The sequence below is a fragment of the Dyella monticola genome (genome assembly GCF_003363155.1).
GTDB classification, from domain to species: Bacteria; Pseudomonadota; Gammaproteobacteria; order Xanthomonadales; family Rhodanobacteraceae; genus Dyella_B; species Dyella_B monticola.
In genome coordinates this window covers 492,248-508,241 of the sequence record NZ_QRBE01000001.1, presented here as the reverse complement: position 1 = coordinate 508,241, position 15,994 = coordinate 492,248, and the positions used below count along the sequence as shown (strand labels likewise).

Genomic DNA, 15,994 nt, shown 5'->3' with positions numbered 1-15,994 from the left:
CACTACGAGCAACGGGAGATGGACATGACATCGGCACTCGACATCAAGGCAATGGACCGTCGTCGCTTTCTGTTTACCGCGCTTGGCGGCGGTGCGGCCCTGGTACTGGCCGGTGCATCGCTCATGCGATGGCGTGGCGGTAAAGGCGCAGGCGCCATTGCAGCCGCCACGCCAACGACGGCATCACCGCCCCAGATGCTCTTGCTCGAATGCTTTGCCGATAACGACGGCCATGATCTTGGCCCGTGCGATGTGCACAAGTTGGTGCTGAGCGACGCGCAATGGCACGAACGACTTTCCGACGCGGCTTTCAACGTGATGCGTCGCGCAGGCACGGAAATGGCTTTCAGTGGCCCGCACGAAAAACCGAACAGCAAGGGGCTTTATCGTTGCGCGGGTTGCGCTACGGCGTTGTTCGATGCGTCCACGCAATTCGATTCAGGCACGGGATGGCCGAGCTTCTGGCGGTCGATTTCCAAACGCAATGTGATCGAAAGCCGTGATGCGAGTTACGGAATGATTCGCACTGCGGTAAGTTGCGCGGGCTGCGATAGCCATCTCGGCCATGTGTTTGACGATGGACCGGCGCCCACCGGCTTGCGCTATTGCATGAATTCGGTGGCGATGCGCTTTGTGGCGTACAGGGTTAGTTGACGATGCTCGCACTATCGCACCGACCATGGCAGACCTAGCCAGCCGCGTGGCGGCAACACGATGTTTTTCCTTTTGGATCGTGTAAGAAATCCCTGATAGACGTCTAGTGCAATTTTTCCCAGCATAGCGGCACAAATATCGCGCGCGGGCATTGAAGGAAAAATGGCAGTTCCGGCACATCTTTGGATCACCGATGAAACCGGCTCACCCATTCGCGGTGCAAGCAACGTAAAAGTCTGATGAATGGGGCCGTTAAACATGGCGCCATCCTATAACGTCGATACATGGACTGGGCAACTGCCCAATCTGCGGCAAGCTCCCGCAATGTGGAGCTTCCGCCTTAACGGCTCTTATGTATCTTATTTACAATGTCATCCAGTCGGGCGGATTCCAGCATTTTCCGGCAGCGGCAGCGCCAGAAACGATTTCAAGTCAACCAACAAGGAAGGTGTGGGGCCGCTGCCATTGGGCATTTATTACATTGTCGACAGACAGTCCGGTGGCAAGCTGGGATGGTTAAAGGATACGACCTATCCCGCGTATTCCGGTGTTGATCGAACAAAGTGGTTCGCGCTATGGAATAGCGTAAGTGGTGACAGCGTAACCATCAAGGGAGTGAAACGCCAAAACTTTAGGCTGCATCCGGCAGGATTTTGGGGCATCAGCGAAGGCTGCATCACCATTACAAACGGTTATGACTTCGAGCAAATTGAGAGATATTTACGCTCAAGATCACCAGACCTTCCGGTGCCCGGGCAGGCCATGTTGGCTTACGGCTTTATAGAAGTTACATTGTGATGTCATTTACCCCGTACGTCACATCCGTGATGCTGGCGATTATTGGGACCGTGCTATTTACGTCCACGATGTTAGATTATCTTGGCCCAGCACCAGCCACCCTTCTACCATTTGCGACCATTCTTTATGGTTTTGCGTCACTGACCATATCTTCAATCCTGGCCTTCTTTTTAATGGGGTATAGAACCACCAGCCCTCCCAATCACAGCCACCGTCGGGACATCAGTCGCTTATGCGTATTCATATTGAACGTAATTACAGTGGCTGCGATGACGTTTGCGATCTTTTCCGCAACGATGTTTCTTACGCATGACGGCCATTTTCTTAAGTTGCAGATATTTAAAATTCTCGGGCGCCATGGCTTGATCGATACGATCGACCAAGCGTATGACGTTCTCTTCAATCTTGCCTTGTTTGCATCTCTACTTGCCTCAAGCTCCCTGGCATGGCTTGGTAACCTGATTGGCAAGTGGTGGACAGTGATTTACACAAGCACGTCTCAAAGGCCTTGAGGGGTGTCCTATTAGCGTGCAATGCGTTCTGCGAAAAGAAGATCCAAAAGCGTTCGAGTGAGAAAGCCCCCGCGGGCCTTGTAAAGCAATACAACTCAACCCACCGGCCCCAACCGATACGGCGCCAGCAACGCCGGATCCTCGAACAATCCCGCCGGCAACAAATACCGCGGATCCCTTCCTGCGGCGAGCAAGTCGCGAATCCGCGTGGCAGATACTTCCAGCGGCGTCACCGCCAATTCGATCACACGGCCCGCAGGCTGCGTGCGAATGACCTGCGGATCATCCGTCCGTCGCGACGCTACCGCGCGCTCCAATTCCACCGGAATGCACGCTTCGATACCAGGACGGTTGATCACGCCAAGATGCGCAACGTTGAACAATTCGCGCCAGCGATGCCAGCTGCGTAACCCTGCAAAGGCGTCGGCGCCCAACAGCAACATCAACGAACGATCGGGAAACTCGCGGCGAAATTCATCAAGCGTGTCGACGGTGTAGGAAGGGCCGCCGCGCTCGAGTTCGCGCGTGTCGAGCGTAAGCCGTGACTGCCAGCGCAACGCAGCACGCAGCATGTCCACGCGTTGCGTCGCGCTGGCCGTGGGCGGCGGGCGATGCGGCGGCACGTTTGCCGGCATCAAACGCACTTCCGCATCGAGCAGTTCGGAAGCTTCCCAGGCGACGCTGAGATGACCGATATGAATGGGATCGAAGGTGCCGCCGAAGAGGGCTAGCGGTTTCATGAGGTATGTGTCTCGTTTACACCAGCGCCTGTGCGGCACGGGGCTCGGCGATGACCGCGATCAATCGTTGCGTTTCCAGCCACGCATCGCCGCTTTCGCGCCCTTTGGCGATGCGATCAATACGCGCGGCGCGCGCCAGGCATTGCATCCAGTGCTCGCGCGGTGCACGGCGTAGTGCCTTGCGAAAGAGCTGCTCGCGTGCTGGCCACAAACGCTCGGCGCGCGCCTGCGCGGCGAAGTCGTGGGCATTGGCCAAGCGCAAGGCAAGCTGCAACTGATTGACCAGCCAGCCCATCAGCGCGATGAGTTCATCACCCTCATCGCGCAGGCCATCGAGAACGCGCAGCGCACGCGCGCCATCGCCACCAAGTGCGGCATCGGTAAGCTTGAAAGCGTCATAACGCGCGCTGTCGGCCACCAAGTGTTCCATTTCGGCGGCATCGATCTTGCCTTGCCCGTGCAGCACGACAAGCTTGTCGATCTCCTGCGCCGCGGCCAGCAGATTGCCTTCCACGCGCTCGGCCAGCAGCGCCATGGCGTCGGGAGTAGCGGTGAGTCCGCGCGAAGCCAGGCGCGCGCCGATCCACGCGCCCCATTCGTTCGGGCGTGGCGCATTGAAGACCACCATGCAGCCGGCACCGTCGAGTTGCTTGGTCCACGCGCCCTCGTGCTTGCTGCTCCATTCCACGGCGGTGATCAGCAAGCTCACATCCGGGGGCGGATTGGCGCAAAACTCGACGATGGCCTTGGCGCCTTCCGTACCGGGCCTGCCTGTCGGCAGGCGTAGATCGAGTAGACGGCGAGTGGCAAACAGCGACATGCCGGCGGCCGAGCGCGCCAGGTCATCCCAATCGAAATGCGCGCCGACATCCAGCACCTGGCGCTCGCTGTAGCCGAGTTTGCGCGCCTGGGCGCGCAAGGCATCGGCGGCTTCCAGCACCAGCAGTTCTTCGCCGGCCAGCAGATAGACGGGTTTCAGGCTATCTGCGACCAGCCCCTTCTGCCACTGTGCGTGGTTGAGCGGCATGGGCGGTCAATCATCGATCTGCGGCGAATACTGCGGCGGTGCCTGCACCGTGCTGGCGTTGGCCGGCAGCGGGCCGACCGCGTTCGCAGCCGCCTTTTCGCCGTTCTTGGCAATGGCCTGCAAGCGGAACAGCACGGCCTGGATGGCATCGTCGATCAGGCTGCCCTGGATTTGCTCCATCTGCGATTGCGTGCCCACCGGCTGGCTGGCGTCGTAGCTGTACTCACGCTGCAGATCGATGGACTGGCTCGGCGCGATGAGCTTGCCCGAAGGATCAGTAGCGGTAAACACCACATGGAAGCGCACGGCGAATTCCGTGACTTGCGCAGCACCGTTCACGGTAAGCATCTGCACGGTGAAGTTCTGCGCCGGTACGTGCAGTTCGGCGATGCCGGGGCCGCTCTTGTCTTCCAGCGTCACGTTGGACGCGAGCAAGGCGCGCGCCAGCTTGCGTTGGAAATCGCCGCCGCCGCCCACTGTGAGGTGCACGCGCTGCATGCCCTGTGGCAGCGCCGCGCTGCCGCGCAGGTGGAAGCCGCAGGCCGCAAGGGCGAGCACGGACAGCAGCACGAACGGTTTCAGCATGCGATTCATGAAGTTGAGAGCCTGTTTAGGGTTTCGGCGTAGCCCGCGTTGTCACGGTGCGTTCGCCAAGTAGCAGAGCGTGGCGCAGCGCTTGCCTGGCTGGCAAGCCAAGCCGCGCGCTGTCGCATGGCGAACGCACCGTGACAACCCGAAGGGCCAGGACTGTTTGCCCGCCGAGCTGCGTCCTCACTCAGTTGTGTATCGACATACACGCCTTCGTTCCTCCTTGCCCATCAGGCAAACAGTCCCGGCGCGGGCCACGCCGAAACCCAAAACAGGCTCTTAGCCTGCGACGATGTTGACGATCTTGCCAGGCACCACGATCACCTTGCGCACGGTCTGCCCTTCCAGAAAGGCTGCCACATTGGGTTGCACGCGCGCCAGCGCTTCGGCTTCTTCTTTGGAAGCGTTGGCCGACACCTCGATGGTACCGCGCAGTTTGCCGTTCACCTGAACGGCCAGGGTAAGCGTGTCGCGCACCAGCGCCGCCTGATCCACCTGTGGCCATGGCTGGTCGTCCAGCACGGTCTGCTTGTGGCCCAACGCCTGCCATAGCGTGTGGCTGACATGGGGCACCACGGGATTGAGCAGCAATACCATGGTTTCCAGCGCCTCGTGGCGCACGGCGCGCCCCTGGTCGCTCTGGTCATTGAACTTGCCGAGCGCGTTGAGCAGCTCCATTAGCGCGGCAATAGCCGTATTGAAGGCGTGGCGGCGGCCGAAGTCGTCGCTCACCTTTTGAATGGTTTCGTGCAACTGGCGACGCAGGGTTTTCTGTCCATCATCAAGCGCGGCCAGGTTCACTTCCGGATGATCCGGCTGATTGACGTGCGTGATCACCTCGCGCCAGAAACGGCGCAGGAAGCGCGCCATGCCTTCGACCCCCGCCTCGTTCCACTCCAACGATTGTTCCGGCGGCGCGGCAAACATGGAGAACAGGCGCACGGTGTCGGCGCCGAATTTTTCCACCATCGCTTGCGGATCGACGCCGTTGTTCTTGGACTTGGACATCTTCTCGATGCCGCCGATCTGCACCGGCTTGCCGTCGGCTTTGAGCACTGCGCCGATGACACGTGCTTTGTCGTCGCGCTGAATTTCAACCTCGGCCGGATTGATCCAATCCTTCGAACCATCCGCGTTGTCGCGATAAAACGTTTCGGCAATCACCATGCCTTGGCACAGCAGATTGGTGGTCGGTTCGTTCGAACTCACCAAACCGGCATCGCGCATCAGCTTGTGATAGAAGCGGAAGTACAGCAGATGCAGGATCGCATGCTCGATGCCGCCGATGTATTGATCCACCGGCAGCCAGTAGTTCGCGCGCGCGTCCACCAAGCCGTTTGCACCGGGACTGGTGTAGCGCGCGTAGTACCAGCTCGATTCCATGAAGGTATCGAAGGTGTCGGTTTCGCGCTCGGCCGGCCCGGCGCACTGCGGGCAGGTGGCCTTGCGCCATTGGGGGTCGGCCTTGATTGGCGATTGCACGCCGGAAAACGCCACGTTTTCCGGCAACACCACCGGCAGTTGATCTTCCGGCACCGGCAATGCGCCGCACTTGGCGCAGTAGATCACCGGAATCGGGCAGCCCCAGTAGCGTTGGCGGCTGACGCCCCAATCGCGCAGGCGCCAGTTCACCCGACGCTTGCCCTTGCCCGCCGTTTCCAGCTTACCCGCGATAAAGTCGAAAGCCTCGCGATAATTCTTGCCGTCGAGATCGCCCGAATGGATCACGCGCATGTCGGCGCGCGTTTTATCCGAATACCACTCTTTCCAGTGCTGCGGATCGTATTGGGCATCGTCACCGCTGACGGCGATCACTTGTTTGATCGGCAAGTTGTACTTGTGCGCGAATTCGAAGTCGCGCTCGTCATGACCGGGCACGGCCATTACCGCGCCGGTGCCGTACCCCATCAGCACAAAGTTCGCCACCCACACCGGTACCTGTTCGCCGGTGATCGGATGGATGGCGTTAAGGCCGGTGGACATGCCGCGTTTTACCTGCGTTTCCAGCTCGGCTTCGGAAACGCCGCCATGACGCAACTCTTCAAGGAACGCAGCCAGCCCGGGGTTGCCTTGGGCCGCTTTCAGCGCCAGCGGATGTTCACCGGCGATCGACACGAACGTGACGCCCAGCAAGGTATCCGGACGCGTGGTGAACACCGTCAGCGGTTCGACCTCGCCTTCCACAGCGAAATGGATGTCCACGCCTTCACTGCGACCAATCCAGTTGCGCTGCATGGTTTTGACCGCATCCGGCCAGCCGGGCAGCGTATCCAAACCATCGAGCAGTTCCTGCGCGTAATCGGTGATCTTGAGGAACCACTGCGGAATCTCGCGCTTTTCCACCAGCGCGCCGGAGCGCCAGCCGCGACCGTCGATGACCTGCTCGTTGGCGAGCACGGTTTGGTCGACCGGATCCCAGTTCACCACCGCGTTCTTGCGATAGGCCAGGCCCTTTTTCATCAGCCGGGTGAACATGAGCTGTTCCCAGCGGTAGTAGTCCGGCCGGCAGGTGGCGAATTCACGCGACCAATCGATGGCGTAACCCAGCGACTTGAGCTGGTCGCGCATGTGGTCGATGTTCTTGTACGTCCACGTGGCCGGGGCGGTGTTGTTCTTGATCGCGGCGTTTTCCGCCGGCAGGCCGAACGCGTCCCAGCCCATCGGCTGCAGCACGTTCTTCCCATTCATGCGCTGGTAGCGGCTGATCACGTCGCCGATGGTGTAGTTGCGTACGTGGCCCATGTGCAGCGCACCGGAGGGGTACGGCAGCATGGCCAGGCAATAGAACTTCGGGCGGGAGGGATCCTCCTTCACCTCGTAGGCGCGCTGCGCAGTCCAATACTGCTGCGCGGCGGATTCCACCGTCTGGGGGGTGTAATCGTGGGGAGAGCCTGGGTCTGTGATGTCCTGCATGGTCCGGCGCCGTTATGCGTATGCGGCAGCGCGGGCTTCCGTCGCCAATGCGCTGCATGGAACGCGGCAGACTAGCAGAAATGGGGTGTTTCTTGGATCGGCCGGGTGCGCATACTCCCGCGCCCGGTGCAGTGGGGATGGTCGAGATGAAGCCAACCCCGTCGCAAGCTCGGGCCACCCCGCGCCGCCCCTCCCCTGCAAGCAGGGGACGGAGTGATTTACGGAGCCGGGCAAGTCGCCGGTACGCTTCCTTCGGCCATGGCCGGCGCCACGCTGGCGATCTGCCCGGCTAACGTGTAGAGCGCCTGCTGGTGTCCGGCGACCACGTCCCCATATCCCTGCCCCACGCTTTCGCTGATGCGGCTGGTGCAGGTGAGCACGGCCTGGCTGCGGAGCTCGCGCACCGTCCAAGTGGCGTCGATCAGCGCGTAGTTGCCGGGCGAGGAGTCGAATCGGCGCAGGTCGACTTTGATGCGCAACACCGGTTTGCCTGTGGCAGGCACCCCGCTGCTGATATCGGGCGCATGCATGCGCCGCGCCAGCTCGACCGCCAGCGCACCCCGCACCTCGTCCGCCAAGGGCGCCACCCAGCGCTGCCCATTGAGCAAGGCGACCGATTGCCCGCCCTGACGCACCACCAACTGCGGCACGTCATCCTGCGCGGGCACGCCCACCGGCATCAGCTCGAATTGGAAATTCGCCGGTGGCGCAGCGTTTTCGGTTTGCGTGCTGTCAGGTGCGGGGATCAGCGTGTAGTACTGCACGGGCGCCGACGCGCAGGCCGCCAGCGCTGCTGCGCCCAGTGTCGCGATCAGGTGTCGCATGTGGATCATGGATGGCTGCTCCCTTGCTGCGGCTGAGGCGCGGGCGGCGTTACGGTTTGCGGCGGCGCGTCCTTGGCGCGCCCGCGAATCAATGCGCTGGGCTGCGTATTCAAGTAATCGGTGAGCGTACGCAACGAACGGGCCATGCGCTGCAGTTCCTCCAGCGTGCCGGCAAGGTTCTGCTGCAATGGCGAATCGGGCGACAGCGCGTTGTTCGCCACACCGAAGGTCTGATTAGCACCTTTGAGCGTATTGCGAAGGTCCGGCAACACGTTGCCATTGAGTTGCTTGATAGTGCCGTCCAGATCCACCAGCGTGTGATTGAGGTTGTTGCCGATAGCGTCGAACGGAATCTTCTGTATCTTGTCGACGATCTGCATGATCTGTTCCTGCAGCTTGTCGAAGTTGCCCGGCACAGTGGGAATATCCAGCGGACGCGCATCCGGGTTGAACGCCACCTTCGGCGCGCTGGGTACGATATCCAGCGAAATGTACAGCTGCCCGGTGAGCAAGTTGCCCACCTTGGCCTCGGCACGCAGGCCCCGCGCCACCAATTCACCCACCAGGTGGGACATGTCTGCGTTGTCGCCCTTGGACTTGGCGATCGCTTCCAGTTTTTCGTGCGCGTGGCCGAGGCGATCCGGATACACAATGGCGCCCACGTAGAGCGGGAATTTGCCGGTCTTCTCGTCGTAATCCATATGGATGGATACGACATTGCCGAAGTTGATGCCGCGGAACTCCACCGCCGCACCCACCGTCAGGCCGCGTAACGGTTGATCGAAGCGCATGCGGATGTAATGACCCTCACCATCCGGCGGCGCCATGGCATTGGCTTGCGTGTCGAACAGCGTGAAGTTGGTCTCCTCCGCAGCAGGTTTTTCGTCTTGATGCGGACCTGGTGCATCGAGGAACGCCACGCCGCCCGCCAGCACGGTGGCAAGTGATTGCGTATTGAGCTTGAGGCCGTCGGCAGTCAGCGATACATCCACGCCACTGGCGTTCCAGAAGCGCGATTCGTTAGTCACGAATTTGTCGTAGGGGCTGTCGACGAACACCTGCACCGAGACACCCTTGCCGTCGTCGTTGAGCTTGTACGATGCAACGCGCCCGACCTGCAAACGACGGAAATACACTGGCGAGCCGATATCCAGCGAGCCCAGATCGCCAGCGTGCAAGGTGAAACTCTTGCCGCGCGAATCATGCGTGACCGAAGGCGGACTCTCCAGCCCGACGAAATCCGTCTGCGGCTGCGAAGATTTGCCCACGTCCACACCGATGAACGAGCCCGACAGCAACGTATCGATACCCGACACTCCGCCTAGCCCGATACGCGGACGCACCACCCAGAAGCGCGAGTCCGCCACGGCGATATCTTCGGCACTCTTCTCCAGGTCCACCCTCACGATCACCTTGCTATGATCCTGGCTCAGACGAATGTTGGTGACCTTGCCGATCACGACATCCTTGTACTTCACCACGGTCTTGCCCGATTCCAGGCCTTGCGCCGTCTGAAAACTGAGGGTGAGCGTGGGCCCGCGTTGTATCCACGCGCTGACCACCAGCGACAGGCCCACCAGCGCCGCTACCGCCGGCACCAGCCAGATCCATGAGGCGCTGACGCGGCGATGCCGCACCACCGGCTCGGGCAGGTCGCCGCCCAGGTTGGGGTTGTTCTGGTCAGTCATCGTCGTCCTGGCAATCCCAAATCAAACGGGGGTCGAAACTCATCGAGGCCAGCATGGTAAGCACCACCGTGAGGCCGAAATACACCACGCCCGGCAGCGGCTCCACCTGGCTGAAGAAACCGAACTGCACCAGCGCCGTCAGCAATGACACCACGAAAACATCCAGCATGGACCAATAACCGACGAATTCCACCAGTCGATAGAGCATGGCCCGCTGCCGACGCGCCCAACTGGTACCACGATGCGCGCTAAGCAAGAGCGTACCGATCACCAGGAATTTCGTCATCGGCACCAGGATACTGGCCGTGAAGACGATCACTGCCAGATCCGGCGAACCCTTCACCCATAGCTCGATCACGCCACTGAGGATCGTGTTGTCATCCACATCGCCCAGGCTGACCGTGCGCATGATCGGCAGCACATTGGCGGGAATGTAGAAGATGAACGCGGCGATCAACAGCGCCCATGTGCGCGCGCAACTGTAAGGCTTGCGCCGATGCAGCGCGCTGCCACAGCGCGGGCAGGCGGCATGCTCCACCTGCGTATCGCGACACACCTGGCCACACACATGGCAGCTGATCAGCCCCAACTCGTGTGCCCGCGGCAACGCGCTCATGCAGAGCCTGCGGGAATCTTGTCCCACAACTGGCGCACGTCGATGCCCGCAAAAACGGTAATCAGCACCGCCAGCGCGGCATATGCGAACACGCCTGCATCGGCTGACACATCGAAATACATGTGCGCCTTCACGATCGACACCAGCACACCAAGCACGAACACCTCGCTCATCGTCCACGGCCCGATGTAATGCAGCACCACCATCAACCGCGCGAAGCCCGGCGCGCGACGTCCCTTGCGGCCAAAGATCAACAGCCAGCCGAGTATTCCCATCTTGCACAACGGAAAGAAAAACAGCGTGGCCGCCGCCAGTACCGCCACCAGCTGCGAATGCTCCTTCCACATCATGATGATGATGGCCCACAGCGTGGCGTGAATCTGCTGGCCATTGAGCGCCAGCGTGATGATGGGCCACACATTCGCCTGCAAGAACACCACCATCACCGTCACCACCAACGCGAACATCGCATTGAGGCTGATCGGCTGGTGCCGCTCCAGCACCGCATGGCAACGGGCGCAGCGCGCGACATCACCCCGCCTGAGCGGGCGGCGCCGGTATACGGTGTCGCAATGCTCGCAAATGAGCAGCGCCGGCGTGGGTGCCTTCTGCGTGTACTCGATGGCGGCTGGCGGTGTGGTGCTCATACTTGCGATTCTCGCAAATCCTTAAGGCTCATGCGCGTCCTTGATATGCTGCCGAAAGCCCCGATCTGCTTGGGATAATCCTGATGGAGCCTACTGTGAACGCCGCTGTCTCCCCGCACATTTTTGAGGTCGACCAGGAGAATTTCGAGACCGACGTACTGCAGGCCTCGCTCACCACGCCCGTGCTGGTAGATTTCTGGGCCACCTGGTGCGGCCCGTGCAAGTCGTTGGGCCCGCTGCTGGAAAAGCTTGCCACCGAGTACAACGGCGCGTTCCGGCTAGGCAAGGTCGACGTCGATAAAAACCAGGAGCTGGCCGGCGTCTTCGGCATCCGCAGCATTCCCACCGTTATCCTGGTGAAAGACGGTCAAATTCTCGACGGGTTTGCCGGTGCCCTGCCGGAAGGGCAGCTACGTCAGTTCCTGTCCCGCCATATTCAGCCGCTGGAAGGCGATGTCGATGAACAACTCGAAGACGAGCTCCCCCCCGAATCGCCCGAGCAGGCCATCAATCGCCTGCAGCAAGACATTGCCGCCGAACCGGATCGCCTGGAATTGAAGCTCGATCTGGCCGTTGCACTGGCACAAGCCGGACACGCGGCCGCCGCCGAAGCCGAACTCAACGCCCTGCCCGCCAACCTGTCCACCGATTCACGCGCTGTGCGCCTGCGCAGCCAACTCGACCTCGCCCGCTCGCTCGAAGGCACGCCGGCCATGGACGTGCTGCAACAGCGCATTCACGCCAATGCGCACGATTGGGAAGCGCACGATCTGCTGGGCGTACGCCTGCTGCTCGGCGATGACCCCGCCGCAGGCCTGGAGCACTGGTTGCTCATTCTGGAAAAAGCGCGTGACTGGAACGACGGCCAGGCAAAGAAGCGCCTGCTGGCCGCCTTCAATACCCTGGACGATGCAGAGCTGGTGGGGCGCTATCGCCGCCGCATGGCGTCGTTGCTGTTTTAAGTTCGCGCAAGCGGTCGGCCCCACCGACTCGCACTGGGGAACACGCTCCTATACATCTGACCCGATCCCTCTCCCTTGCGAAGAGGGTTCGGGGAGGCCGCGGACCAATATCCATGGTCCGCACCCGATCAGCTGGCTCGAAGCCGCCTGCAATAGGCGATGCGCCAAACGCCTTTTTCGGTCAGTGCACGGTGGTTGATACAGGTCCGGCTTGCTGAGTTGGATCTGGTGCAACCTGCGCCGACGTATCGGCCGTCTTCACACCAAGGTTGGCGTCCAGGAATCCCAGAAGGTGCGAATAGAAGTCAACGCGATGATCGACTGTGCCAAGTCCATGCCCTTCGTTGTCGTAGCGTAGATACTCAGGCGCGTTGCCTGCACTGTTGAGCGCGCCTCGCATTTCTTCGGCGTGATAGATCGGGGCTCGAACGTCGTAAACACCGTGCGCCAACAGCACCGGCACCTTGATATCGGCGCCGTGCTTAGCCGGTGAGCGGCTATCCAACTGCGCTTTGTCGCTGCCAAGTACCCGATGCAGATAGTAGACGCCAAGGTCGCTGCGGTGCGTGTCTCCCCACGAGTACATCTTGGACAGGTCGTACACACCTGACAGGCCGGCTGCGCAGCGATACAGACTGGGCTCGCGGACAACGCCCATCAACGCCGCGTAACCGCCGTAACTGGCACCATAAATGCAGATGCGCTTGGGATCGGCGATGCCTTGGTCGATCGCCCAGTGCGTTGCATCGGTCACGTCGTCTTGCATGGCCGCGCCCCATTGCCTGTAGCCGCGTTCGGCGAACGGCAGGCCAAATCCAGCCGACCCGCGAAAGTTGACGCGCACGACGGCATAACCGTGCTGGGCCAGCAATTGCACTTCCGGGTCGAACCCCCACTCGTCGTCTATGTCATAGGGGCCGCCATGCACGATCACGACGGCGGGTGCTGCGGTTCTGGCGCCGGCCGGTCGCGTCACGAAACCATAGAGCGGGAGGCCGTCCCGGGCTTTCATCGCGAACGGTTCGGTAGGCAGCCCTTTCTTGGGATCGATGCTGGGGTACTTGCGCGCCAGCAGCGTTGCTTTGTGGTGTGCCACGTCGAGCAGATAAAAGGCACCCGGATCGCGGTCGTTTTCTGTGGATACGATGACCAGGCTACCGTCCGCGTCGGCGCTTGGCACGCCGCAGGTGGAGTCGGGAAAGGCTTTGTTGATGGCTATGCGCCAGCGGGCGTCAAGGCTTGCCGGATCCCAGAATCGCGCTTGTGGCCGCCCTGGACCGAAGAACGCTCCGATCGGTTCACGATGATCCATCGAATAAATAATGCTCAAGGGATCGGATACGGCATCGCGCAACAGCACGGTGCGTGTGCCGGTCGCGAAATCATACCGCTCGATGCTATCGGGGCCATCCGTATGCTCTACCTGCAAATAGGCCGAGCGATTATCGCGAGAGATTCCTACTGGGGCGATGTCGACGTTGCTGATGCTCTCATCATTGAGCAGCGTCCAATCCTTGCCGTTATTGGTGACGTAGAGCTTGGATTGATCCTGATCGTTCACGGCCCACGCAAAGCGGATAGCTCCAGCATGATCAGCCGTGAAGCTCGCGTCCTCGACCGGTGCCACGGCGATGGTCTTGCGACTGCCTTCGCGCAGGTCGTTGACGTCCATCACCGCGGCTTCGTAAATGCAGCCGTGATGGTCTTCATGCTTGCACGCGCATCCCTCGCCGCGACTCTCGCAGGAGCTGACAAGTATGTGCTGGTCGTCGTTATCGATCTTGCCGATGAAATTGGCAGGAAACGACACGCCATGTTTGCTGCTCATCGTGAACAGTAAAAACCATGGATCCCAGATCGACCCACCGAAATCATTGCGCTTGCGATTCATATCCACGATCAGCTTGTCCGAGCCGAGCCAATCGATACTTCCGACCTCCGCGCCCGGACCCAAATCGAGGCTTTTCACCAAGGTCTGATCGGCGGCACTCAAGATCAGTACAAAGCTTCCGCCTTGTTCGTGCCTGGCAACGGCGATGTATCTGCCGTTGGGAGACAACTGCATGTCTTGGTGTTCAGCGTCCCCGATCAACGCGCGGCTGTTTGCATCAAGTACAACCGTTGTTTGTGGCGCGGCAGATAACGCCACGGCCAGCAGCAAGCTCCCCAGCATGTTCGTCCCCTCTGTCCCTGTTCGAACGCGCCTATTTAGCCGTGATTCCAGGGGTGCTGTAAACAGGAACAGGGGCGGTGATGCCGATGGATAAGATCGGCGCGATTCTGAGCGCAAAATCCAACCCATACGCACAAGTATGGTAAGTTGAGGGCTCCTCCTGGAGCTCCCCATGCGCGCTTCCACATTTCGCCGACTGCTGAATCTGTGGCCGCCGTTCTTCTTTAGCGGCATCCGCCTGCTGAGTCTGGATAACGACTACACCCAAGCACGCGTCGTGCTTCGATTGCGTCCTTGGAACCGGAACTACGTACGCACCCAATTCGGTGGCAGCCTTTTCGCGATGGCCGATCCATTCTGGATGCTGCTGGTCCTGCATCACCTGGGCAACGATCATTACGTGTGGGACAAGGCCGGCACCATCGATTTTGTTGCCCCTGGCCGCGAAGACGTCTACGCCCACTTCAAACTCGAACAACACGTGCTCGATGACTTGCGCGCCGCCGCGGCGAATGGTGAAAAAGTGCTGCAATGGTTCGACGTGCCCATCCGCACGGCCAGCGGTGAATTGGTCGCCCTGGTACGCAAGCAACTCTATGTGCGTCTGAAGCCACGGCATCGCTGATTGCGCTTCATTCGTGCATGAAGCGGGCAATGTCCTCAAGCATGGATTCGGCGCGCTGCACGCTGGTACCCGCCCAGTTGTTCTCCAACCAGCGCCGCTGGCCGAAGTAACGGATCAACCCGTACGCCAATAAAACCAGGCCAAGCGATACGACGCCCGAAATCACGAGATACGAGCCCAGTTCGGACGTGACACTATCTGGATTCAAGCCGTTACGAACCAACTCGATCATGATGAGGGGCACCCATACGACCGCGCCCAAAACGGCCGAAGCGGGCCCTTCCACCCGCGCGCGCCAAGCGCGTAACTGCGCGATGCGGCGCTGGATGTCGAGAATCGGCGCGGAATAATCGATACGTTGGAGCAAATACAGATTCCGCGCGCCCGCCACGATCATAAAGATGCCCAAAACATGCACGAGTACGCCCCACAGCAAAAGCGGCGTCATGGTCACTCGTGAAACCCAGAACGAAGCGGCCATTACGCTTATCAACGCGCCAAAAACGATTTGCAGGACTTGCCCCCAAAAAAGCGGCCGCAAACCATGTCGTACCTTATCCAGACGGCTCTCCAGAAATAATTGCGTGCTCAGCGTTTGCTGTCGCTCCAACTGACGATTGAGGGCCTGCCAGGCAAGCTTCATGTCATCCAGTTCCATCGTCATGCTCCCGCGGGCTCGACGCCCGTCATCTGGCTGCGAAGTTTCTGCTTGATGCGACTGATCTTGGTCGCCACATTGGTTTCGCTGATACCGAGGATGTCGGCGATCTGGCGATAACTGCGGTCCTCCAAATAAAGCAGGATCAGCGCACGATTAAGGTGATCGAGCTGGTCGATGAAGCCATATAACGCCTCGATGCGCTCGTCATAATCGGGCACACCTTGCGTGTCGCCGATCGTGTCCAAATGATGCTGTTGCAAGGGTTCGATCCGAGCGCCCTGCGATGGCTGCCGGCGAACCTGCGAAATCGCGACATTGAGCGCCACCCGGTACATCCAGGTGGAAAATTGTGCGCGCTTTTCATCGAACCTGGGGAATGAACGCCACAGCTGCACGCAAATTTCCTGCATCAGATCATTGCGATCGTCCGGATGGCGCGCATACACAGACACGACCTTGAACACGATCCGCTGGTGCTCGCGCAGCAGCTTTTCGAAAACCTGTTGGCGCTCCTGTCCGTGCATGGTCGGTTCCCTATCGTTATCCCTGTTATTCGCCATACCACG

16 protein-coding genes are annotated in these 15,994 nt (G+C 60.4%); 5 read left to right on the top strand and 11 right to left on the bottom strand.

Going from position 1 to position 15,994, the window contains the following annotated elements; genetic code table 11:
* Positions 1-24: 24 nt before the first annotated feature.
* The 3 genes from msrB (at position 25) to DWU98_RS02050 (ending at position 1,964) form a co-directional block, all read left to right on the top strand.
* Positions 25-654, top strand: a complete 630-nt coding sequence (msrB, locus tag DWU98_RS02060) for a peptide-methionine (R)-S-oxide reductase MsrB (protein ID WP_115494150.1) — start codon at positions 25-27, stop codon at positions 652-654.
* Between the two features lie 258 nt (positions 655-912).
* Positions 913-1,452: a DUF2778 domain-containing protein gene (locus tag DWU98_RS02055; RefSeq protein ID WP_158544923.1), complete on the top strand. Its 540-nt coding sequence runs from the start codon at positions 913-915 to the stop codon at positions 1,450-1,452.
* A complete protein-coding gene (locus DWU98_RS02050) occupies positions 1,452-1,964 on the top strand; it encodes a hypothetical protein (protein WP_115493794.1) in 513 nt (170 codons plus the stop codon). Before DWU98_RS02055 ends, DWU98_RS02050 begins: the two co-directional genes overlap by 1 nt.
* A gap of 95 nt (positions 1,965-2,059) precedes the next feature.
* Here DWU98_RS02050 and nadD read toward each other — a convergent pair whose 3' ends face one another.
* The 8 genes from nadD to DWU98_RS02010 form a co-directional block, all read right to left on the bottom strand.
* Positions 2,060-2,704, bottom strand: a complete 645-nt coding sequence (nadD, locus tag DWU98_RS02045; protein ID WP_115493793.1) for a nicotinate-nucleotide adenylyltransferase — start codon at positions 2,702-2,704, stop codon at positions 2,060-2,062.
* 16 nt (positions 2,705-2,720) lie between these two features.
* Complete coding sequence (holA, locus tag DWU98_RS02040; RefSeq protein WP_115493792.1) at positions 2,721-3,731, bottom strand: DNA polymerase III subunit delta; 1,011 nt, start codon at positions 3,729-3,731, stop codon at positions 2,721-2,723.
* Between the two features lie 6 nt (positions 3,732-3,737).
* A complete protein-coding gene (locus DWU98_RS02035; RefSeq protein ID WP_115493791.1) occupies positions 3,738-4,325 on the bottom strand; it encodes an LPS-assembly lipoprotein LptE in 588 nt (195 codons plus the stop codon).
* A 273-nt stretch (positions 4,326-4,598) separates the two neighbouring features.
* Positions 4,599-7,232: a leucine--tRNA ligase gene (leuS, locus tag DWU98_RS02030; protein ID WP_115493790.1), complete on the bottom strand. Its 2,634-nt coding sequence runs from the start codon at positions 7,230-7,232 to the stop codon at positions 4,599-4,601.
* Between the two features lie 218 nt (positions 7,233-7,450).
* Positions 7,451-8,065 (bottom strand): PqiC family protein, encoded by a 615-nt coding sequence (locus DWU98_RS02025; protein ID WP_115493789.1) that lies wholly within the window; start codon positions 8,063-8,065, stop codon positions 7,451-7,453.
* On the bottom strand, positions 8,062-9,744 hold the full coding sequence (locus DWU98_RS02020; RefSeq protein ID WP_115493788.1) for a PqiB family protein: 1,683 nt from the start codon (positions 9,742-9,744) through the stop codon (positions 8,062-8,064). Before DWU98_RS02020 ends, DWU98_RS02025 begins: the two co-directional genes overlap by 4 nt.
* Entirely contained in the window at positions 9,737-10,360 is a 624-nt protein-coding gene (locus DWU98_RS02015; RefSeq protein WP_115493787.1) for a paraquat-inducible protein A, read from the bottom strand. Before DWU98_RS02015 ends, DWU98_RS02020 begins: the two co-directional genes overlap by 8 nt.
* Positions 10,357-11,007: a paraquat-inducible protein A gene (locus tag DWU98_RS02010; RefSeq protein ID WP_115493786.1), complete on the bottom strand. Its 651-nt coding sequence runs from the start codon at positions 11,005-11,007 to the stop codon at positions 10,357-10,359. Before DWU98_RS02010 ends, DWU98_RS02015 begins: the two co-directional genes overlap by 4 nt.
* Before the next feature lie 95 nt (positions 11,008-11,102).
* On the opposite strand from DWU98_RS02010, the gene trxA reads away from it, so the two are divergent.
* Positions 11,103-11,969, top strand: a complete 867-nt coding sequence (gene trxA, locus DWU98_RS02005; protein ID WP_425480209.1) for a thioredoxin — start codon at positions 11,103-11,105, stop codon at positions 11,967-11,969.
* 181 nt (positions 11,970-12,150) lie between these two features.
* On the opposite strand, the gene DWU98_RS02000 is transcribed toward trxA, so the two are convergent.
* Positions 12,151-14,142, bottom strand: a complete 1,992-nt coding sequence (locus tag DWU98_RS02000) for an alpha/beta hydrolase family protein (protein WP_158544922.1) — start codon at positions 14,140-14,142, stop codon at positions 12,151-12,153.
* 172 nt (positions 14,143-14,314) lie between these two features.
* On the opposite strand from DWU98_RS02000, the gene DWU98_RS01995 reads away from it, so the two are divergent.
* Positions 14,315-14,767, top strand: coding sequence for a DUF4442 domain-containing protein (locus tag DWU98_RS01995; protein ID WP_115494148.1), 453 nt, complete (start codon positions 14,315-14,317; stop codon positions 14,765-14,767).
* A gap of 7 nt (positions 14,768-14,774) precedes the next feature.
* On the opposite strand, the gene DWU98_RS01990 is transcribed toward DWU98_RS01995, so the two are convergent.
* Positions 14,775-15,425 (bottom strand): hypothetical protein, encoded by a 651-nt coding sequence (locus DWU98_RS01990; protein WP_115493783.1) that lies wholly within the window; start codon positions 15,423-15,425, stop codon positions 14,775-14,777.
* A 2-nt stretch (positions 15,426-15,427) separates the two neighbouring features.
* Complete coding sequence (locus DWU98_RS01985) at positions 15,428-15,952, bottom strand: RNA polymerase sigma factor (protein ID WP_115493782.1); 525 nt, start codon at positions 15,950-15,952, stop codon at positions 15,428-15,430.
* Positions 15,953-15,994 lie beyond the last annotated feature (42 nt).